The sequence below is a fragment of the Kocuria coralli genome (assembly GCF_008831305.1).
GTDB lineage: Bacteria > Actinomycetota > Actinomycetes > Actinomycetales > Micrococcaceae > Kocuria > Kocuria coralli.
Genome location: NZ_ML708613.1, coordinates 108,530 through 129,534, shown reverse-complemented (window position 1 = coordinate 129,534; position 21,005 = coordinate 108,530). Strand labels below are relative to the sequence as shown.

At 68.8% G+C, this 21,005-nt stretch carries 19 protein-coding genes; 9 read left to right on the top strand and 10 right to left on the bottom strand.

Annotated features, from left to right (window positions below):
* Window positions 1–84: 84 nt before the first annotated feature.
* From FCK90_RS04885 to FCK90_RS04875, 3 genes are all read right to left on the bottom strand, one after another.
* Window positions 85–1,071 (bottom strand): aldo/keto reductase, encoded by a 987-nt coding sequence (locus FCK90_RS04885; RefSeq protein ID WP_158033179.1) that lies wholly within the window; start codon window positions 1,069–1,071, stop codon window positions 85–87.
* 127 nt (window positions 1,072–1,198) lie between these two features.
* A complete protein-coding gene (locus FCK90_RS04880) occupies window positions 1,199–2,296 on the bottom strand; it encodes an alkene reductase (RefSeq protein WP_158033178.1) in 1,098 nt (365 codons plus the stop codon).
* Window positions 2,297–2,385: 89 nt separating this feature from the next.
* Window positions 2,386–3,021: a class I SAM-dependent DNA methyltransferase gene (locus FCK90_RS04875; RefSeq protein ID WP_181954196.1), complete on the bottom strand. Its 636-nt coding sequence runs from the start codon at window positions 3,019–3,021 to the stop codon at window positions 2,386–2,388.
* Window positions 3,022–3,232: 211 nt separating this feature from the next.
* On the opposite strand from FCK90_RS04875, the gene FCK90_RS04870 reads away from it, so the two are divergent.
* Window positions 3,233–4,231, top strand: coding sequence for an acyltransferase family protein (locus FCK90_RS04870; protein ID WP_158033176.1), 999 nt, complete (start codon window positions 3,233–3,235; stop codon window positions 4,229–4,231).
* A gap of 103 nt (window positions 4,232–4,334) precedes the next feature.
* Here the strand turns inward: FCK90_RS04870 and FCK90_RS04865 are convergent, their stop codons facing one another.
* The 4 genes from FCK90_RS04865 to FCK90_RS04850 form a co-directional block, all read right to left on the bottom strand.
* A complete protein-coding gene (locus FCK90_RS04865) occupies window positions 4,335–5,273 on the bottom strand; it encodes a DUF368 domain-containing protein (RefSeq protein WP_246179994.1) in 939 nt (312 codons plus the stop codon).
* A gap of 175 nt (window positions 5,274–5,448) precedes the next feature.
* Window positions 5,449–6,321: an NAD(P)-dependent oxidoreductase gene (locus tag FCK90_RS04860; protein WP_158033175.1), complete on the bottom strand. Its 873-nt coding sequence runs from the start codon at window positions 6,319–6,321 to the stop codon at window positions 5,449–5,451.
* Window positions 6,322–6,417: 96 nt separating this feature from the next.
* Window positions 6,418–7,764, bottom strand: a complete 1,347-nt coding sequence (locus FCK90_RS04855; RefSeq protein ID WP_158033174.1) for a four-carbon acid sugar kinase family protein — start codon at window positions 7,762–7,764, stop codon at window positions 6,418–6,420.
* Between the two features lie 27 nt (window positions 7,765–7,791).
* Window positions 7,792–9,162 carry a GntT/GntP/DsdX family permease gene (locus FCK90_RS04850; RefSeq protein ID WP_158033173.1) on the bottom strand — a complete coding sequence of 457 codons (1,371 nt, stop codon included), beginning with the start codon at window positions 9,160–9,162 and terminating at the stop codon, window positions 7,792–7,794.
* Between the two features lie 266 nt (window positions 9,163–9,428).
* On the opposite strand from FCK90_RS04850, the gene FCK90_RS04845 reads away from it, so the two are divergent.
* The 4 genes from FCK90_RS04845 (at window position 9,429) to FCK90_RS04830 (ending at window position 13,951) form a co-directional block, all read left to right on the top strand.
* The gene (locus FCK90_RS04845) at window positions 9,429–10,136 is read left to right on the top strand and encodes a FadR/GntR family transcriptional regulator (protein ID WP_158033172.1); all 708 of its coding nucleotides are present in this window, start codon (window positions 9,429–9,431) and stop codon (window positions 10,134–10,136) included.
* 111 nt (window positions 10,137–10,247) lie between these two features.
* Complete coding sequence (locus FCK90_RS04840) at window positions 10,248–11,876, top strand: SDR family oxidoreductase (RefSeq protein WP_158033171.1); 1,629 nt, start codon at window positions 10,248–10,250, stop codon at window positions 11,874–11,876.
* Window positions 11,877–12,031: 155 nt separating this feature from the next.
* On the top strand, window positions 12,032–12,958 hold the full coding sequence (locus FCK90_RS04835; RefSeq protein WP_158033170.1) for an SDR family oxidoreductase: 927 nt from the start codon (window positions 12,032–12,034) through the stop codon (window positions 12,956–12,958).
* Window positions 12,959–13,090: 132 nt separating this feature from the next.
* Window positions 13,091–13,951: an SMP-30/gluconolactonase/LRE family protein gene (locus FCK90_RS04830; protein WP_158033169.1), complete on the top strand. Its 861-nt coding sequence runs from the start codon at window positions 13,091–13,093 to the stop codon at window positions 13,949–13,951.
* A 94-nt stretch (window positions 13,952–14,045) separates the two neighbouring features.
* Here FCK90_RS04830 and FCK90_RS04825 read toward each other — a convergent pair whose 3' ends face one another.
* Window positions 14,046–15,044, bottom strand: coding sequence for an iron-siderophore ABC transporter substrate-binding protein (locus FCK90_RS04825; RefSeq protein WP_158033168.1), 999 nt, complete (start codon window positions 15,042–15,044; stop codon window positions 14,046–14,048).
* Between the two features lie 152 nt (window positions 15,045–15,196).
* Here FCK90_RS04825 and FCK90_RS04820 point away from each other — a divergent pair, with 152 nt between their 5' ends.
* Genes FCK90_RS04820 through FCK90_RS04805 form a run of 4 tightly spaced genes read left to right on the top strand, consistent with a single transcriptional unit; the run spans window position 15,197 to window position 19,164 of the window.
* Window positions 15,197–16,243: an iron chelate uptake ABC transporter family permease subunit gene (locus FCK90_RS04820; RefSeq protein WP_246179993.1), complete on the top strand. Its 1,047-nt coding sequence runs from the start codon at window positions 15,197–15,199 to the stop codon at window positions 16,241–16,243.
* Window positions 16,240–17,316 (top strand): FecCD family ABC transporter permease, encoded by a 1,077-nt coding sequence (locus FCK90_RS04815; RefSeq protein WP_158033167.1) that lies wholly within the window; start codon window positions 16,240–16,242, stop codon window positions 17,314–17,316. Before FCK90_RS04820 ends, FCK90_RS04815 begins: the two co-directional genes overlap by 4 nt.
* Window positions 17,313–18,152 carry an ABC transporter ATP-binding protein gene (locus FCK90_RS04810; RefSeq protein WP_158033166.1) on the top strand — a complete coding sequence of 280 codons (840 nt, stop codon included), beginning with the start codon at window positions 17,313–17,315 and terminating at the stop codon, window positions 18,150–18,152. Before FCK90_RS04815 ends, FCK90_RS04810 begins: the two co-directional genes overlap by 4 nt.
* 28 nt (window positions 18,153–18,180) lie before the next feature.
* Window positions 18,181–19,164 (top strand): siderophore-interacting protein, encoded by a 984-nt coding sequence (locus FCK90_RS04805; protein ID WP_158033165.1) that lies wholly within the window; start codon window positions 18,181–18,183, stop codon window positions 19,162–19,164.
* Window positions 19,165–19,223: 59 nt separating this feature from the next.
* Here FCK90_RS04805 and FCK90_RS04800 read toward each other — a convergent pair whose 3' ends face one another.
* The gene (locus FCK90_RS04800) at window positions 19,224–20,165 is read right to left on the bottom strand and encodes a pyridoxal-phosphate dependent enzyme (protein ID WP_158033164.1); all 942 of its coding nucleotides are present in this window, start codon (window positions 20,163–20,165) and stop codon (window positions 19,224–19,226) included.
* 138 nt (window positions 20,166–20,303) lie between these two features.
* Window positions 20,304–20,831 (bottom strand): GNAT family N-acetyltransferase, encoded by a 528-nt coding sequence (locus tag FCK90_RS04795; protein ID WP_220433276.1) that lies wholly within the window; start codon window positions 20,829–20,831, stop codon window positions 20,304–20,306.
* Window positions 20,832–21,005: the final 174 nt, after the last annotated feature.

The window sequence follows — 21,005 nt, the reverse complement described above, 5'->3', positions numbered from 1 at the left end:
CTCCTGATGTCTCTTGATGTCTTTGCGGTGTGGTGTGTCTGCGTGTATATGCCGTGCGGGGAATGTAAGGGGGCTCGCTAGGGGCTACCCGCCGACGTAGCCCATGTGCTCGGCGTTGTAACGATCACCGCGCACCCCGAGCCTCTCCACCAGCCGGTTGAGATCATCGAGCTCATCAGCCGAGAGTCCGACCTCAGTAGCACCGGCGTTCTCACGGATCCGCCCGGTACGCCGCGTCCCCGGGATGGGCACGATCCACGGCGCCTGCAGCAACAACCATGCCAACGCCACCTGCCCCGCCGTCACGCCCTTGGACACCGCCAGAGCCTCGACATGATCCACCAGCGCCGTATTGGCCTCCAGGTTCTCAGGATCGAAACGCGGAATACGGGAACGAATATCATCCGCCCCGAACGACGCGGCCCCCGCCACCGTGGCGGTGAACACCCCCTTGCCCAGCGGGCTGAAGGGCACCAGCCCGATCCCCAGCTCCGCCAGCGTCCCCAGCACCTCGCCCTCGGGATCCCGCGTCCACAACGAGTACTCGCTCTGCAACGCCGTCACCGGGCACACCGCGTGCGCCGCCCGGATCGTCGGCCCCGAGGCCTCCGAGAGCCCGAAATGCCTCACCTTGCCCTCAGCGATCAACTCCCCCACAGCGCCGGCGACCTCCTCGACCGGCACCTGCGGGTCCACCCGATGCTGATAGAACAAGTCGATCACGTCCGTGCGCAGCCGCTTCAGCGACCCCTCCGCGACCCGGCGGATCTGCTCCGGCCTGCTATCCAGGCCCGCGCTCCGGCCGTTCTCGATCCGCCACCCGAACTTCGTGGCGATCGTGACCTGATCACGGATCGGCTCCAAAGCCTCCCCCACCAGCTCCTCGTTGACATAAGGCCCGTACACCTCCGCGGTGTCGTAGAAGGTCACCCCCTCCTCGACCGCCGAACGCAGCACCGCGATCATCTCCTGACGGGTCCCCGGGTTGGGGCCATAACTCTGGGACATGCCCATACACCCCAGCCCGACCGCCGAGACCTCCAAACCCTGCCCCAGTACCCGCGTATGCACCTCAGACCTCCCGCCTCTCCGGTAGGCCTCCCAGCCACCGACCGTGTTCGTGCCCTCAGGCTACGGTCAGTCGGCATCTCGAGGGATGCCCTGCCAGGACACCCCTCAGCGGAAGCTCCAGCGCCCCTCAGGCTCGGGCCGGCTGTGCCACGGACGCGAAGGGGTAGTCGATGTACCCCTCGGGACCCGGCGTGTAGAAGGTGGCCGGGTCCGGGGTGTTCTCCGGCAGGCCGTCGCGCCACCGGATCACCAGGTCGGGGTTGGCGATGATGGGGCGCCCCACGACGACGGCGTCTGCCACCCCCTCGTCGACGATGTGCTCCGCTTCCTCGAGAGCCGTGTTCGCCCCGAACCCGCTGTTGAGCAGGAACGCGCCGTTGAAGCGATGCCGCAGGTGAGTCACGAGGTCGCCGTCGACGGCGGCATGCAGCACCGACAGGTAAGCCAGCCCCAGGTCGTTGACGCCGTCGATCAGGGCGTCGTAGGTGGCGGTGACGTCACCGTGGTCCACCTCCGGCACTCCCTGGATGTTGTGCTCCGGGGAGATGCGCACGGCGGTGCGCCCGGCGCCGATCTCCTCGGCCACCGCCCGGATCACCTCGACGACGAACTTCGCCCTGGCCTGCGGGGATCCGCCGTAGTCGTCGTCTCGCCGGTTCGTGCCGGGGCTCAGGAACTCGTGCAGGAGATAGCCGTTGGCGCTGTGCAGTTCGACGCCGTCCATCCCCGCGTCCACGGCCCGGCGGGCGGCGGAGACGAACTCGCCCTTGACCCGCACCAGGTCCTCGGCGGTCAGCGGGCGGGCAGGGACCGTTGCCTGCTTGCCGTCGTAGGTCCGGAGGTATGCCTTGTCCGTAGCGGTGGCTCCGGGGGCCTCCGGCTGGGCTCCCCGGGTCAGTCCCGGATGGGTCACGTGACCGGCGTGCATGATCTGCATGACGAGGAGCCCGCCCTGGTCATGGACGGAATCGGCCACACGGGCCCACGCGGCCTGCTGCTCGTCGTTCGTGATTCCCGGCTGTCCCAGGAACGCCCGGTTGGTGAAGGCCGGGAACGCGCCCTCGGTGATCATCAGGCCCGCACTCGCACGCTGGGTGTAGTACTCCACGTGAAGATCCGTGGGCACGCCGTCCTCACCGGCGCGGGAGCGTGTCAGCGGCGCCATGACCACGCGGTTGCGCAGACGCAGTTCGCCGGCGTTCAGGGGATCGAACAGATTCGGCACGGTATACCTCCAGGCAGTTGCGGACCAGGTCCTTCCGCCCATCGGTAGCGCGCTGCCGCCGGATGCTATTCCGCGATGTGACGAACGAGTCAGCCCGCCCGGCGGGCCAGCACGAACCCCTGGCCGTAGGGCTCCATGACGGGGGCCCGGAGGGTGGTCGCCGTCGTCGTCCACCCCGATCGCTCCGCGATGGAGCCGAGTTCCTGAGGCGGGTGGAGCCAGGCGGTCATCGTGCCGCTGGTCCCGTACGCGTTGACGATCTCGCGAGCCCCGGCGCCCGACTGGAACCCCGTGAGCAGGATGCCGCCAGGCGCCGTCACCCGGGCGAGCTCTGTCAGCGCCTCCGCGAGTTCCGGGTAGTCGTAGTGGATCAGGGAGTACCAGGCGATCACACCGCCGAAGCTCGCGTCCGCGTAGGGGAGATGACGCAGATCGGCGACCCGGAAATCGATCTCCGGCTCCCGTCGTCGTGCTTGGCCGATCATCCCCGACGACAGGTCCACCCCCTGGGGCGAGACCCCGCGGCTGCGCAGCTCCTGGATCATGCGGCCGTTGCCGCACCCCGCATCGAGGACCCGGTGATCGGAGGTGGCCAGGACCTCGTCGCAGAAGGCGCCGATCATGGCCCGGTCGACGGGCTGCTCCACCCGGAGGTCGGGAAGAAGGGCGTCGTAGGCGGGGGCGGCGTCGTCGTAGACCGCACGGACGCGTTCGTGGTGGGACATGCCACCACTATGCCCGTGTCCGTCATCCCCGTGCCCCGTCATGACCTCCTTCCAGAGGGGACGGCCGGGCTCCTGACAGGGGCGAACGAAAGGTGATGCATCTCTCAAGCATTTGCGCAACTTGCAGTTATGGGGGCAAGCTGACCCATGTTGACCACTGGAGCCAAGGCATGCGACCTAGCGCTCAGCTCTGCCCGGATCATGGAGTCCTATGCCCGCCCCCCAAAACACTGCCGTCACCCCGATGCCGACCACCCAGCGTTTCACCTGGATGGACACCATGCGCGGCCTGGCGATCGTGCTGGTGATCCTGCGACACGGCTCCACCACGCTGATCGAATACCAGATCTTCCCGACGATCTGGTTCCAGGCCCTGCAGGACGTTCTGGTGCCGTTCCGCATGCCGGCGCTGATGCTGCTCTCCGGGCTGCTGCTGGACCGGGCGCTCAAGAAGAACCTGGGCCAGTACACGCTCGGGAAGATGCAGAACCTGCTGTGGCCGTATGTCATCTGGGCGGCGATCTTCCTGGGCGTCAGCAACGGCGGCGAGCAATATCTGGAGCCCATGGCCTGGGTCTCCACGTCCTACTTGTGGTTCATCTTCTTCCTGATGATCTACTTCGCCATCGCGCCGTTCATCAAGTTCCTGCCTGCGTGGGTGCCGGTGCTCGCGGCCTGGATCGGCTCGTGGTTCGAGCCCTACGCGGCATCCCTGCTGGGCCAGCTCCTCTATTTCGCAGGGTGGTTCTTCCTGGGCCAGCTGGCCTCCCGGCACTGGGATCTGGTCAATCGCCTGCTGCGTCCCACGCCCGCCATCATCGCGGCGGTGCTGGCCGCGTTCGGGGCCTACTTCTCGCTCACCTACCCGGCACGCATCGAGTACCGCGTGGAGATCGTCCCCTTCGCCATCGCGGGGATCATCGCGGCGATCACCCTGGTGAGGGCCATCCCCGACGCCCGGACGGGGTGGATACGCTTCATCGGCCGGACCTCGCTGGTCTGGTACGTGGCGCACATCCCGATCATGCTGGTCACGCGCCGCATCCTGGTCATGGCGGGCGTGGAGAATTTCTGGATCCACTACATCGCCGGCTGCACCATGGCCTTCCTGGGCTCCTGGGTCCTGGCCCGGCTCTTCCAGCGCGGAGCACCGTTCTCCTGGCTGTTCAAGGCCCCCTGGCCCAAGCCGAAGGCCCGCACGACCGCCTGATCCATCAGGTCGCCCGGGACGCCGGTCAGCGCCCCTTCTGACGACGACGGCCCGGTGCCCTGCTTTACGCAGGAGCACCGGGCCGTCGTCGTGCGCCGGCTGGCTACTGACCGTTCCGGGCGGCGATGCGGTTGTCCACCACCAGCAGGATCACCACGCCGATCAGGCCGGCCAGGCCTGCCATGAGCAGGATGCCCCAGTCGTCCCCGGGCGCGTGCAGATTGCGGTCGTCGTCCTGCCAGGGCCACAGCGAGCGGAGGGCGCCGATCATCAGGCCGGCCAGAGCGATCATGGTGCCGCGATGGTGGTGTTCCAGCAGCTTCTGCAGCGCCTTGACGATCACGATCATCCCCAGGACAGCGCCCAGCAGGAACAGGCCGAGGTAACCGAAGTCCAGGTTGTCGACGGCGCGCAGCGTGGGCTGGTAGATGCCGATGGTCAGCAGGATGAAGGAGCCGGAGAGACCCGGCAGCAACAGTGCGGATACCGCCACGGCGGCGGACAGGATGATGATCCACGGCTGCGGTTCCAGGGTGGTGGTGGGCATGGAGACCAGGAAGAAGGCGACCAGTGCCGCGCCGATGCCCAGCAGGACGTCGGCCCAGTTCCATCCCTTGCCCGCCAGGGAGAACGGCACCCATACCGAGCCCACGACCATGCCGAAGAAGATCGCCCGCATCAGCTCCGGATAGGTGGCCACCAAATGCTCCATGGGCCCGGCGATCAGCAGCAGCGCGGCCACCATGCCGATGACCACGGGGATCACCACGCGCCAGGCGACATTACCCATGTGCGCCTTGAACTCGGCGCTGCGGTCCGGGCCCAGCAACAGCGCACGGAAGGCCGAGATGACCTCGCTGGCGGAACCGATCAGGTCGTCGTAGATCCCGACCACGAGCGCCACCGTGCCACCGCTGACACCGGGAACGGTCTCGACCGTGCCGATCATGGCGCCGCGGACCAGGTTGCCGGGAACACTGGTGCGGCGCGTTGAGGCGAGCCCGCCTTTTTCGGCGGAGAGGGCGGGGGCAGGGTGAGACAAGGCAAGGGTCCTTTCAGATGGGTTCCCCACAGCGTAGCGGTGCCCCTCCCGCCCGCGGGGTGGATTGAGAGCGACCCCACCTCGCCTGTTGCGGGGCCGTCCGCCCGTTTCCGCGGAGATCCCCGCGGAAACGGGCGGACGGCGGCAACCATCGCGACGGTCTTGCGGCGGTCGCCTAGCGCGATCGCAAGATGTCGTACACGCTGGAGTCGTCGCGCCGGCCCATACCCTCCCGCCGGCCGCGGATGTAGATCTGCTCGGCGGCGGAGGCCAGGGGCACCGGCTGCTGCGCGGTCCGGGCGGCGTCGGTGACCAGCCCCATGTCCTTGACGAAGATGTCCAGGGCGGAGCGCACCTCTGCGTCCTCCCCCTCGAGCATGCGAGGGCCCCGGTCCCCGAGCATGAACGACGACGCCGCCCCGCCCTGCAAGACCTCCAGGCACTGCCGCGGGTCGAGCCCCATCGAGTCCGCCAGGGCCAGGGCCTCCCCCGCCACGGCGATGTGCACGCCGCACAGCAGCTGGTTGACCACCTTGAACCGCTGGCCGTCCCCTACGGTCGAGCCGACCACGGGCGCGTCGCCGGCCATCAGGTCCAGGAGTTCCTGAACCTTGGCGATCTCCGTGGCGGGGCCGCCCACCATGACGAGCAGGTCACCCGTCTTGGCGCGGGCCACCCCGCCCGACACGGGGGCGTCCACCACGCCGATGCCCTGCGGGGCCAGACGGGCTCCCGCCGCCTCCACGGCGCCCGGGCCCACCGTGGACATCACCAGCACCACGGCGCCCTCGGTGAGCGACTCCGCGATCCCGGCCTCCGCGGTGAAGAGCACCGCTTCCAGCTGCGCCCCGGTGGCCACCATGACCACCACCACGTCGCAGCCCTCCACGGCCTCCCGTGCGGTGGGGAACAGCGTCACACCGTCGCCGACGCGATCCGCCGCGTCCGGGGCGAGGTCGAAAGCGCTCACGGGCACGCCGTTGCGCCCCAGCACGCTGGCCATGGGCGCGCCCATGGCGCCCAATCCGATCCATGAAACCTTGGTCATCGCATTCTCCTTCAGTACTTCTGTATCCGACTTCTGTATCCGGTTCGTGTCTTCAGGTCGTGTGCTCGGCCCGTCGCCGGCGCGTCCGGGACGACGTCAGACCCGGTTGCGGCGCGTCGCCTCGGCCAGGACGTCGACGACGTCCGCCAGTGCCGTCTCGGTTCCCACGTTGCCGGGAAAGACGACGTACGGGCAGCCGTGAGCGGCCTCGTCCGCCTCCACCGGCATGAACTGGGAGATCTGTCTCGGGAAGAACTGCCCGGCCACCCGTCCGCGTCGCATGCCCAGGCCCTTGTGGGCCACCTCGTGGGAGGTGATGCCCCCCTTGGCGATCACCCAGGCGGGTTTGGCCTGCATGACCCCGCGGACCACCGTCACCACCGCGTCGGACACCGAGCGGGCGATCGCCAGCGACTCCCGGGGGTCGTCGGTGCGGATCAGGTCTCGGCTGGTATAGACCACGACGTCGGTTTCTCCCAGGGCCTCGACGGCCTCGTCGATGGCCCGTTCGAGGTGCGACCGCCGCTCGTCCGTCAGCAGCGAGGGTACGTCGAGCTCGATCTCGTGCAGCCCTCCGCGCTCCTTGACCACGGCGAGCTGGCGATTGGTCAGCCCGACGTGGGAGCCGACCACCAGCAGCCCGTGCTCCATGCGACCCGGCCCGATCTCTATGCCGGCGGGATCCAGGGGCTCGGAATGCTCGATTCCGGCCAGGGGCCGCACGAACGAGGGCCCGCACCGCGTGATGAACGCGCGCCCGGCGGCTTCCTGGCGGCCCAGCGCCTCGGCCACCACCTCCTGGTGGGCGTACTCGGTGCCGTTGACCACCACCCAGGTCCGCCCGGAGGCTCGGTCCAGGATCGCCGAGACCGCGTCCACGCCCGCGGCGATGTCGTCCAGCCCGATCGACAGGATCTCCTCGCGCCCCAGGGCACCCCCGGACCGTTCGACCAGGAAGTCCTTCAGGTTCGAGGAGCGGTAGCCGAAGGTGGCGTCCTGGGCGAAGTCCGTCTCGCCCACCTTGACCGGCTCGCCTTGCAGCACGGCCCAGTGGACGTCGTCGACGGTGTAACGCCCCGCCTCGAACATCGCAGGGGCGAAGAGGAAACCCGCCACCTCATGGCCACGGGCCTCCAGGGCGTCCGCAAGCCCGTTGGGCTCGGCGATGACGTGCCCCCGCAGCGTCGAGTCGCTGCGGGACACCAGGTGGGGCGGCGCCCCGGCGGGAAGCTCGTCCAGGACGGCGTCCAGCAGCTCCCGCTGCTGGACGAGCGCCTGGGATTCGTCCAGGGCTCGGCTGTTGGTGAGCACGAAGCACGTGGATCCCTCCGGCTCCAGCGCGGCCACGACGGGCGGCGCGGAGAGCTCCAGGACGACGTCGACGTCGTGCACGGCTTGCGACCCGGTGGGGTCGTCATCGAAAACGAAGAGTCTGCGACTCATGGGGCAACCTTTCACTCGGGTGGACGATCAGAGGACGGCGGAGACGAGGAGCCACATGATCCACACCACGATCAGGCCCGTCACGGAGGCCACGGTGGAGACCAGTGTCCAGGTCTTGAGCGAGGTGGACACGGGAACCGCGAAGTAGCGGCTCCAGATCCAGAACATCGAGTCGTTGACGTGACTCAGCCCCATGGTCCCAGCGCCGATGGCGACGGCGACCAGAGCGATCTGGACCGGTTCGAGCGACATGGAGGTCAGCAAGGGCGCCACCAAGGGGGCGGTGGTGAGCATGGCCACGGTGGCCGACCCCTGGGCCCCGCGGATCACGATGGCCAGCAGCCAGCCCAGGAAGATGATCGGCAGGCCGGTCGAGCCCAGGAGGTCCGCCACGGCTTCGGCCACGCCGGTCTCCCGCAGCGAATAGCCGAACATGCCACCGGCACCGGTGATCAGGATGACGGCGGCGACGGGCGGCAGGGCCGAGTTGATGACGTTCTCGACGTCGTCCCGGCTCCAGCCGAAGCGGAAGCCCAGGACGCCCGCCGCATAGATCACGCCGATCAGCAGGGCCACGTGAGAGGCCCCGACCAGGGAGAACACCGTCGTCAGCGGGTTTTCCGCCCCCAGCACGACGCTGAACGTGGTACCGCCCATGATCAGCGCGAGCGGCAGCACGATGGTCGAGAGCACCAGGAGCACGCTCGGCGTCCTGGTCGAGGTGACGCTCATGGCCCCGGTCCCGCCCACGCTCTGGAGGGTGTCGCTGGCGCTGACGGGAACGAAGTTTCGAGCGGCCAGGGGCTTGGCGACGAAGTGGGCGACCAGCCACATGGGCACGGCTGCGATCAGGCCGAAGATCATGACCAGGCCGATATCGGCGCTCAGGAGCTGCGACCCGCCCACGATCCCCGGGTGCGGCGGGACCACGCAGTGCACGGCCAGCATCGCGCCCGCGATGGGCAGCGCGTACTTGAGCATGCTGCCCTGCAGACGGCGGGCCACGCCGAAGATGATGGGGATCAGGACGATGAGTCCCACGTCCACGAAGACCGGTATGCCGAAGATGAACCCGGTGGCTCCCAGGGCGAACGGCGCGCGTTTCTCGCCGAAGGTGTTGAGCAGCCAGCGCGCCAGGACGTCGGCCCCGCCGGAGACCTCGATGATGCGCCCCAGGATGGCGCCCAGGGTCACGATCAGGGCAACGCTGCCCAGGGTGCTCCCCATGCCCTCGATCAGGAGGGGCGCGACCTCCGCCAGGGGGATTCCAGCGGCGAGCGCCAGGACCAGGGCCACGGACATCAAGGTGATGAACGGGTGGACCTTGCCTTTGATGATGAGTAAAAGGATCGCCGCTATCGAGCCGAGCCCGAGCAGCAGGAGAGTGGTAGTAGTCATGGACCTTCTCTTCGCATCACGGCCGGGCGGAAGACCCGGCGAACCGCGCTGATCAGCGGCGGCGGACGAACTCACGGTCCGGGTCGTCAGTGACACCGAACACAGATCAGATATCTGATCTGTGAGTAGTCTCGGGGAGTGAGCTGCGTCATGTCAATGCCCGGCCGGGAATCCATCAAGATAGAGGGAGAGCACATGAGAGCCTTGGGCACCCGGAACACTCGACGGCCAGGGGCGAGTAGACACAGAGAGAGCGGGGCAGTCACGTGCAACGACGCTCAGAAGTCGGCGTTGACGCCTTACTGGAAATGGTCACCGACGGCAGGCTGAAGCCCGGTGAGCCCCTGCCCTCCGAAGCGGAACTGGCACGGCAGTGGGGCATGTCCCGCTTGTCGGTCCGGGAGGCCCTGCAAGAGCTGGCGCGTTCCGGGGTCGTCACCGTGCGGCACGGAAAGCGCGGGCTGCTCAACGACGTCGGCAAGTGGTCGCCCCTGGATCCCAGGGTGCTGCAGGCCCGGGGACTCATGAGCGGCGACCCCCTGGACGTCCCGCGTCAGATGATCGAGGCCCGGCGGGCCATCGAGGTGGAGACCACCCGCCTGGCCGCGGAACGCGGGCCCGCCGAGGACATCGACGAGGTGGAACGCCAGCTCGGCATCATGCGGGAGACCATCGACACGGACTACGCCGCCTTCTCCCAAGCCGATCTCGAGTTCCACGCCGCTCTGGTGCGGGCCTCCGGCAACGTCTACCTCGCCTCGGCCTACGCTCCGCTGGAAGAGGTCCTGCATGTGGTGCGGATCAGAACCTCGGCTCAGGCGGACATCCGCCGCCGGGCGCTCGAGCACCACACGCGGATCTTCGAGGCGGTACGCGACGGCCGGGTCCAGGATGCCGGCGAGGCCATGCTCTCCCACATGGACCAGACCCTCGACGATGTCATCAACAACCTGGGTGCCGCCGCTTTCCGGTGACCGCGGCTCCCCGTTCCCGGCGGATCCACCTAGACTCTAAGGAAGGTGAGCATTCCGCCCCCAGGGCTCTCTACGGGCCCGACTCTCAGCCGTTAGCGCCGGAGGATCGCCATGTCAGAGCAGTCCGCACCCCCTGATCGGCCTCACATCGAGCCGCTGGAGCTGACCTTCCCCGATCGGGTGATCGAGACCCTGGAGAAACCGCCGGAAGGTCTGGTCCTGGTCACCGGCGCCACGGGTTACGTCGGCGGACGGCTCACCCCTCGTCTCGTGGCGGCGGGAGCCGACGTCCGGGTGCTCGTGCGCACCCCCGACAAGCTCAAGGACGTCCCGTGGGCGGGAGCCGTCGACGTCGTCCAAGGCGATCTGGACAACCTGTCCGACGTCATCCGGGCCTGCGAGGGCGTGGAGACCATGTACTTCCTGGTCCATTCCATGGGGAGCTCGGGTGCCTTCGAAGAGCACGAGGCCTCGATGGCGCACGTGGTCGCCCGCGCTGCCGCGGAGGCCGGGGTCAAGCGGATCGTCTACCTCTCGGGGCTGCACCCGGAGAACACGGAGCTCTCCACGCACATGCGCTCCCGGGCCAGGGTCGGGGAGATCCTCATGGCCCACCCCGTGCCCGCGGTGGTCCTGCAGGCCGGAACGGTGATCGGCTCGGGGTCGGCGTCGTTCGAGATGATCCGCCACCTCGGCGACCGGCTGCCCCTGATGCCCGCGCCCTCCTGGGTCAAGAACAGGATCGAGCCCATCGCCATCCGCGACGTCCTCTACTACCTCGTGCACGCCCTGGATCTGCCCGAGGGGACCAACCGGAGCTTCGACATCGGCTCCCGCGATGTGATGACCTACGCCAGGGCCATGCAGGAGTACTGCGAGGTGGCCGGGCGCCGTCGTCCGCTGGTCTTCGCCACGCCCCTGCCCGCGCCGAGGCTCTCCGGCTTCTGGGTGGGCATGGTCACGCCGATCCCGCTGGGTCTGGCCATGCCGCTGGTCCAGTCGCTGCGCGACGACGCCGTGGCCTCCGAACGCGACATCGACCGGTACATCCCGCTGCCGCCCGACGGGCTGGTGGACTACCGGAAATCCGTGGAGCTCGCCCTGGAACGCATCGAAGCCGACGAGGTCGAGAACGACTGGTCCGGAACCCACGACCTCATCTCCCTGGACACCGCCTCGGACCCGCTGCCCTCCGATCCCGAGTGGGCCGGACGCACCGTGTACGTGGACGAGCGCGAGGCCACCGGGCCGGCAGCCCCCGGCGATGTCTGGAAGGTCATCGAATCCATCGGCGGGGAGAACGGCTGGTATTCATGGAAACCGGGGTGGCGCGTACGGGGCTGGATGGACAAGCTGGCCAGCGGCCCGGGCCTGAACCGGGGCCGCCTGAGCCGCAGCCGCCTGCGCGTGGGCGATCACGTGGACTGGTGGGTGGTCGAGAAGATCGAACCCGGCCATCTGCTGCGCCTGCGCGCCCAGATGCTCGCACCCGGCAAGGCATGGCTGGAGCTGCGGGTCGAGGCGAACGACGACGGAGGCTCGACCTACCACCAGCGGGCCATCTTCTTCCCGGACGGCCTGGCCGGCCAGGCCTACTGGTACGGCGTACTGCCGTTCCACGCCTTCATCTTCCCCACGATGGCCCGCAACATCCTGGCCAAGGCGACGACCGAGCACCCGGACCGGCCCGCCCCCGATGCCACCGGACTCAGGGAACGCCTGCGGCAGCTTCTCCCCTAGCGAACTAACCAAAAGCCTGCTTATGACTACTAAGCTGGAGACCGTATCGCCGGTCCGTTCCGTGAACGGCCGTTCCCCGGTGACGGGGGCACCGGCGATCGAACAGCCGAGAAGACTGCCCATGAAGCAGAAGCAGGTCAGGAGAGGAGTGTCCGATGAACTCACGACAGGATGAACATCAGGAACGTACCGACCAGCTGGTGTTCCAGAACCCGGTCACCCGCTACGAGGCGATCGAGCCTCCCAAGCAGGATCAGCCCGAGCCGGGACTGGACAAGGATCTGGAGCCCAAGACCGACCGGGGCGAGTTCTCCTACCGGGGCACGGGGCGGCTCAACGGCCGCAAGGCCCTGATCACGGGCGCAGACTCGGGAATCGGCGCCGCCGTCGCCATCGCCTTCGCACGCGAAGGCGCGGACGTCGCCCTGAACTACCTGCCGGCCGAGCAGGAGGACGCCGAATGGGTGCGGGACGCGGTCAAGGACACCGACAGCAAGGTGGTCCTGCTCCCCGCCGACCTCTCGGACCATGACGCGGCGGCGCAGCTCGTGGAGCAGGCGGTCGAGCAGCTCGGCGGCCTGGACATCCTGGTCAACAACGCCGGACGGCAGATCGCGGTCGAGGACGGCCTCGAGGCGCTGACCGACGAGCAGCTCGAGGACACCTACAACGTCAACGTCTTCGCCATGTTCCGGGTGACCCGTGCGGCGCTCAAGCACATGCCCGCGGGGTCGTCGATCATCAACTCGACGTCGATCCAGGCCTACAAGCCCTCGCCCCCGTTGCTCGACTACGCCTCGACCAAGGCCGCGATCAACAACTTCAGCAAGGGACTGGCCGAGCAGCTGGCGCCCCAGGGCATCCGCGTCAACGCCGTGGCCCCCGGACCGTTCTGGACCCCCTTGCAGGTCAGCGACGGCCAGCCCAAGGACAAGCTGCCCAACTTCGGGCAGGACACGGGCCTGGGCCGCGCCGGACAGCCCACGGAGATCGCGCCGGCCTACGTCTTCCTGGCCTCCGCGGAGTCCAGCTACGTGATCGGCGAGACCTTGAACGTCAACGGAGGCATGCCCACTCCGTGACCACCGCCCGCTGGTCGTGACCTCGCCCCGTCCGCTCACCGGAGCAGACGGGGCGAGGTCACATTCAGCACCGGTGGCTAGTGTGACCTGAGACATACCGAGCAGCAGAAGTCGAGCAGCAGAAGGAGACCCATGAGGGCACAGCGGATCAGCGGATCCATCGCCTACCACGCCGAAGGACCGTGCTGGTGGGCTGCGACGGGGCGCCTGAGATTCGTGGACATGCTCCACGGAGCGGTCGTCGAGGTCGACGACGACGGCGACCACCGCCGCCTCGATGTGCCTTCTCAGGTGGCCGCGGTGATCCGGCCGCGCCTGGGCGGAGGGGCGATCGTGGCCACCGAATCCGGCATCGCGCTGGGCCGGGCGGAGGACCTCTCCGATCTGACCGAGGTCGTCTCGCTGTTCGACGACCCCGGGATCCGCAACAACGAGGGCCACTGCGACCCGGCGGGCCGGTTCTGGATCGGCACCATGGCCTACGACCAGGCCGAGGGCGCGGCCACCGTCTACCGATGGGACGGCCCCGGCCACGAGCCCGCCGTGGGCTGGGGCGACGCCACCGTGTGCAACGGCCTGGGGTTCAGCCCGGACCACACCCTCGCCTACTGGAACGACACCCCGACCGGGCAGATCACGGTCATGGACTACGACGCCGATCGCGGTCCCGTCGATCCCCGCCCGCTGGTCCGCGTGCAGGAGGGCAAGGGTCTTCCCGATGGCCTCTGGGTGGATGCCGAGGGAGGGATCTGGACCGCGATGAACGGAGGTTCAGCGGTGCATCGTTACACGCCCGAGGGCTCGCTCAGCGAGGTCGTCGAGCTGCCCGTCACGCAGGTCACGGCCTGCACGTTCGGCGGGGAGAACCTCGACCGGCTGTTCATCACGACCTCCCGCGAGAACCTCCCCGATCACGCGGAGCCCGAGGCCGGCTCGATCTACATGGTAGAGCCGGGCGTGCGGGGCCTGGCGCCGCTGCCGTTCCGGGGCTGACCGGAGCCACCCAGTTCTCCGCTGAGTAGTGAGTTGAGCCGCCCATCAGCTTCGATGGGCGGCTCAACTCACCACTCGACGGAAGGGTGTGCCGTTACTGACCGGGAACGGCTTCTTCGATCAGCGGCGGAAGGTTCTCGGCCGTGTAGATTGCGGCCTGCGGAGACCCGAGCGAGTACGCGTCCGAGATATCGCCGTCGATCACGATCGCACGGCCCTCCTGGACCGCCTGGAGTTCCTTCCACTGCGGATCGTCGGTGATCTCCGTGGAATCGATGTAGATCGGGAAGGCCACGATCAGGTCGGCCTCCATCTTGTCGAGTTCCTCGCTGGAGATGTCGGCGGAGAATCCCAACGCGTCGACCGGGAGCTCCTGCACGACGGGGTTCTGCACGAATCCGAAGCCCTCGAGGGTATCCACCCGGTTGCTGCCCTCGATGTAGGCGCCCCAGCCCTCGCTGGTCTTCGTAGCCGCCGTGACGGTCTTCCCTTCCCAGCCGGGGTGCGACTCCGCCACCGCCGTATTGGCGTCCTCGACCTCCTGTCGCAGTTCCTCGCCCTTCTCGGGCACGCCCAGGGCGGTCGAGATCATCTCGACCTGCTGGTCCTGCGTCGTCAGGTAGCTCTCGCCGCCCTCCGGGATGCCGATGGTCGTGGCGATCTCGGACAGACGGTCGTAGCGGTCCTTGTCGCCGCTGCTGCGGACGTCGAGGATGAGGTCGGGCTCCAGCGCCGCGATGGCCTCGTAGGAGGGCTCGAGGGTCTCGATGATCTCGGGGGACTCGTCGTACGCGCCCTCGGCCCATGGCCCGACGCCGTCGCCGCCGAACGCCAGCCAGTCGGAGGCCCCCACAGGCTGTACGCCGAGCGCCAGGGCGGTTTCGGCATCGGCCCAGCCGAGAGCGACCACGCGCTCGGGGGCCTCATCGATCGTGACATCGCCGAACGCGGTCTCTACGGTCTGCGGGAAGGTTCCCTCCACGGCGGAGCCGGATTCCGCGCTCTGCGCGTCGCCGTCGCCTCCCGAGGCGCATCCGGTCAGCAGCAGTCCGAGCGCGGCGAATCCCGCCAGTGCCCTTAGGGTGAGTTTCATCATCAGGACCTTTCGTTGTCCACGCTATGTGGCGCTGCGACTTGGTACGGTGAGCCCGGCTTGCGCCGCCCCGGCCAGCTCTTGGCGTCTGTTCAGGCCGATACCAATCATCGCTTAGGTTAGTCTAAGCTAACCGGGTGATGGTGAATACGATGTCGCCGCCCGCTTCCGAGAAGGAGGCTGCCGCGGCAACGGAGCCGGCCGGAGTGCCACGGCGACTGGCCGGGCTCCTGGTCGCCCTGGCCTGCCTGGCGCTCGTGATCGTGCTGAGCCTCATGCTCGGCGCCCGGGATGTTCCCCCCGGAACCGTGTGGAGAGCGCTGACCGGAACCGCGACCGGCATGGATGCCGACGCAGTGGTCGATCTCCGATTGCCGCGCACCGTCCTGGGCCTGTGCGTGGGCATGGGCCTCGGTGTCGCCGGGGCGCTCATCCAGGCCGTCACCCGCAATCCACTCGCGGACCCCGGCATCCTCGGGGTCAACTACGGCTCCGCCTTCGCCGTGGCACTGGGAGTGGGCGTGCTCGGCGTCACCGCCCCGGCGGGATACGTCTGGTTCGCCTTCGGCGGCGCGCTCGTCACCACGGTGGTCGTCTACCTGATCGGCTCGGTGGGGCGGGGGTCGGCCAGCCCCGTCCGGATCACCCTGGCCGGGGTGGCGATCGGCGCGGTGCTCTCCGGGATCACCACCGCCCTCGTCCTGGCCGACCCGGTGGCATTCAACCGCATGCGCGCCTGGGAGGCCGGTTCATTCGCCGATCGCGGGTGGGAACCCGTCATCGCGGCCGCCCCGTTCGTGGTGATCGGGCTCGTCCTCGCCGTCTATCTGGGCTCCTCCCTCAATGCCGTCGCGCTGGGCGACGATCTGGCCCGCTCTCTGGGCGCGAAGGTCATCCGCACGCGCATCCTCTCGCTGATCGCGATCACGCTGCTCGCCGGCGCGGCCAGCGCCATGGCCGGGCCGATCGCATTCGTCGGCCTGATGATCCCCCACGTCGCCCGGTGGATCGTCGGGCCGGACCAGCGGTGGATCATCCTCTACTCCATCCTGTTCGCCCCCATCCTCACGGTGGCCGCCGATGTCCTCGGACGTCTCGTACTGCCCACCGGCGAGATGCAGGTGGGCATCGTGACCGCGTTCCTGGGCGCACCCGTCCTGATCGTCCTCGTACGCCGGCACCGGGTGAGTGCGCTATGACAGGACTTGCATCCCAGAACAGCCCCGAGGTCTCACCGCAGGCCGGCCGCGACGGGCATCTCAGCTTCCCGGTGCCCGGAGGGGCTTTCCGGGTCCACCGCCGTTCCTTCATCGTGGGCCTCGTCGTCACGGCGTTGACGCTGCTCCTGGCGCTGGTCGCACTGGGTAGCGGGGACTATCCGCTCAGCATCCCCGAAGTGCTCACCGCGGCGTTCACCGACCAGGGGTTCGCGAGCAAGATCGTCCTGGAGTGGCGCCTGCCGCGCGTGCTGGCCGCCGTCGCCTTCGGGGCGGCGCTGGCCGCCTCGGGGGCGCTCTTCCAGACGCTGACCCGCAATCCCCTGGGCTCCCCCGATGTGATCGGCTTCTCGACGGGCGCCTACACCGGGGCGATCGTGTCGATCACCCTGGTCGGCTCCACCTTCCTGAGTGAGTCCGTGGGTGTGCTGCTGGGCGGGCTGATCACCGCCCTGGTCGTCTACCTCCTCGCCTGGCGCGGAGGGGTCCAGGGCTTCCGGCTGATCATCGTGGGCATCGCGGTGACAGCGGCGCTCAGCGCCGTGAACACCTACCTGCTGCTGCTCGCGCAGACCGAGGTGGCCATGGCGGCCTCGATCTGGGGCGCCGGGTCCCTCTCCCTGGTCGGCTGGTCCGACCTGGCACCCGCCCTGCCCGCGCTGATCGTCCTCGGGGTCCTGACCGCCCTCGTCGTCCCTCCGCTGCGCCAGCTCGAGCTCGGCGACGACGCCGCGCATGCGCACGGCGTCAGGACCGAGCCCACCCGGCTCGCGGTGCTGGCCGTGGGCGTCGCCCTCATCGCGATCACCACCGCGATCTCGGGGCCCATCGCGTTCATCGCACTGGCCGCACCCCAGATCGCACGCCGGATCACGCACAGCCCGGGCACGCCCGTCGGCGCCGCCGCCACTGTCGGAGCACTGCTCCTGCTCGCCGCGGACACGGCCGCTCAGCACCTCATCCCGGGATCGGTCCCGGTCGGCGTCGTCACCGTCGTCATCGGCGGCGTGTACCTCGTCGCCGTTCTCGTCCAGGAAGCACGAAAACAACTATGACCCAGCATCTTGAGAATTCCGCCGTGACCCAGCCCCCGGCTGCGGAGCCGAGGCTGCGAGCCGACGACGTGACCCTCGCCTACGACAAGCGGGTGATCTCGGAGAACCTCTCCGTGGACGTCCCCGACGGATCCTTCACGGTGATCGTCGGGCCCAACGCCTGCGGCAAGTCGACGTTGCTGCGAGCGCTCTCGCGCCTGCTCCGCCCGGCTGCCGGAAGCGTGGTCCTCGACGGCAAGGCGATCTCGTCCTACGGTGCGAAAGAGACCGCCAAGATCGTGGGGCTGCTTCCGCAGAGCTCCATCGCTCCGGACGGCATCACCGTGGTCGATCTCGTCGCCCGCGGCCGCTACCCGCACCAGGGCCTCATCCGTCAGTGGAGCAGCGCGGACGAGGCCGCCGTGGAGAACGCCATGGAGGTCACCAACGTGGCAGCCCTGCGCAACAGGCTCGTGGACGAGCTCTCCGGCGGACAACGTCAGCGCGTCTGGGCGGCCATGGCACTCGCCCAGCAGACACCCATCCTGCTGCTGGACGAGCCCACGACCTTCCTGGACATCGCCCACCAGATCGACCTGCTCAACCTTTTCGAAGACCTGAACCAGGCCGGAAACACCCTGATCGCCGTGCTGCACGATCTGAACCAGGCCGCCCGGTACGCCACGAACATGATCGCGATGAAGGGCGGGCACGTCCTCGCGCACGGTGCGCCGAAGGACGTGGTGACCGCCGACCTGGTTCATGAAGTCTTCGGGCTGGAGTGCCTGGTGGTCGATGACCCCGCCACGGGCACGCCGCTCGTGATCCCGAAGGCACGCGTGCGCAGCGCACCCTGAACCACCCCTGTCGACCACAAGGAGCACTATGTCCCGCCCATCCACCGGCGCCTTCGAGGCCGAGGTGATCGCCGTCGAGGATCTCAGCCCCAGCTTCCGCCGCATCACGTTCGGCGGCGGGGGCATGGAGGACTTCGGCATCCCCCATCACCCTCGCGACCAGCGTTTAAAGATGATCATCCCGCCCCGGGGCGACAGCCCGGCCTTCGATCTTCCCGGTTTCCTCGCCGAGCAGGAGGAGAGCGGGATCTCCTGGTACCAGGCGTGGCTCCAGCTGGACCCCTCGGTCCGGGGGACCATGCGCACCTACACCGTGAGGGAGTGGCGCGATGCGCCGCGCGAGCTCGTCGTCGACATGGTCCTGCACACCGACGACGACGGCCACAGCGGGCCCGCCTCCCGCTGGGCGCTGGAGGCCGAGCCCGGGAGCAGGCTGCACGTCCTCGGCCCCTCCAGGCACGGAGAGCCCACCCTGGGAGGCATCGAGTTCGATCCCGGCAACGCCCGCCACATCCTCCTCGTCGGCGATGAGACGGCAGTGCCCGCCATCGCCTCGATCCTCGATCACATCCAGGACGCCGAGGTCACCGGGCAGGCCGTGCTGGAGGTTCCCACGGAGGCCGACATCCAGGAGCTCCCGGGCCCCGCCGGGTTGGAGGTAGTCTGGCTGCCTCGCGGAGACGCACCGGTCGGATCGCTGATCGAGCCGGCTGTCCGTCGCGCGGTCAGCGCCGAGCGCGTGTCCGCGCCCGGCAGCGACACCGCCACCGAGATCGAGGACGTCGACATCGACCGGGGGATCCTCTGGGAGGTGCCTGCAGCGCTCACCAACGCCGCCCACGACAGCGGGTCCGACGCCGAGGCCCGGGAACGTCCCTTCTACGCGTGGATCGCCGGCGAGGCCGCCGTCGTGAAGAGCCTCCGGCGCTATCTCGTCCGCGACATCGGCGTGGATCGCGGCCAGGTGGCCTTCATGGGCTACTGGCGCAGCGGTCGAGCCGAGGGCGAGTAGCCGGCGGGCTCCGCCAACGAGGCCACGGCGGGATCACGGGCATGATCGCGGGCGGGCGGTCAGCCGAGCAGTGCGGCGTACCGGTCGATGTCCACGTTTCCTCCGCTGAGCACGATGCCCGCGCGTTGGCCCGCGAGGTCCGGTGATTCCAGCACGCACGCCAGCCCGAGCGCGGCGGTGGGCTCGACCACCAGCTTCAGGTTGTGGGCGATCAGCCGCATCGCCTGGACGATCTGCTCCTCGGAGACGGTGCGGGCCTCCACTCCCTCCCGCCGCATGATGGCGAAGGTCAAGGGGGACAGCGCCGTCGTCTGAACGCCGTCGGCGATGGTCCTCGGGACGTCGATGCTCACGATCCGTCCTTCGGCCAGGGAGCGCTGGGCGTCGTTGCCGGTCTCGGGTTCGACGCCGATGATCGCCACCTCACGCCGATGGGCGTGGGCGGCCAGTGCCACCCCGGAGGTCAGGCCCCCGCCGCCCAGCGGGGTCACGACGACGTCGAGGTCCGGGACCTGCTCGCACAGCTCACGGCCGACCGTGGACTGGCCGGCGACGACGTCGGGGTGGTCGAACGGCGGGATCAGGACGGCGCCCTCCCGCTCCGCGATCTCCCGGGCGATGCGGACCCGGTCCTGGGTGTAGCGGTCATAGTCCACCACCCGCGCTCCATACCCCTCGGTGGCCGCCCGCTTGATCCGCGGGGCGTCCTCCGGCATCACGATCGTGGCCGGCACGCCGGCCAGCTGTGCGGCCAGGGAGATCGCCTGGGCGTGGTTTCCGGAGGAGAAGGCGACCACGCCGCCGGCTCCCGCCTCCTGGGCACGGCTCACGGCGTTGTACGCCCCGCGGAACTTGAAGGCACCGGCGCGCTGCAGATTCTCGCACTTGAAGAACAGCTGCGTGCCGGTCAGGGCGTCCAGCCGCGAGGAGGTCATGACCGGCGTGCGATGGGCCACCCCGTCGAGGCGAGCGGATGCGGCGTCGATATCGATCTCGATCATGCGTACGCACTCCTCCGTCTTGAGCCACCGTCTTTGAGACATCACCCTTGGGACACCACCGGACGGCCCCATTATCGCCGCCCGCTGCCGTGACGTGCTGATGACCGTCAACAGGCCCAGGAGATGGTCATCTGCACGTCAGCGGCGATGCATCTCCATCCGGATCAGCTTCGGTCCGGTGGAGGCCTGCGGCAGGACGGAGGACTCCTGGAAACCCGCCGTGCGGAGCAGCCTCATGGAACGGGTGTTGGCCCGGTCCACGTGCACCACCAGGGTGAGACGGCGCGGCAGGGTGTTCACGAGTTCCCTGAGCGCGCCCTTGGCCAGCCCTCTCCCCCACCAGCGCGGGTCCACCCAGATGCCGATTTCCAGGGCCCCCTGGCGGTCCTTCTCCGCCGTGACCAGGCCCGCTCTCGACGTCGTCGTCGCATGCCCCGACGGGGTGAGGATGACCCACCATCCACCGGCGGAAGCGGAGTTCGTGGCCCTGAGCCCCTGCGCGAATCTCCTGGAGGCCTTCTGCGGCGACCATGGGCGACCGTCACCCACATAGGCGACGACCGCGGGGTCGGCGGCCAGGGACTGGAACCAGGGTTCGTCTCCGGCGACCACCGGGCGCAAGGCGACCGGCGTGGACCCGCCGCTGCTCCAACGTGAAACTGACACGGTCACCCCTGAGACGCTCGGCGGACTACCGGCCGGCACGGGGCTACGGTCCCTGGCCGACCGTCGACACCTACGAAATTACCGAATCTCGGCGACGATCGGGAATGCATGACACGCCCGGGCGGCTGCGGATGGTCGGGCAACCAGTAGAATCGACGGCATGTCTTCTCCCAT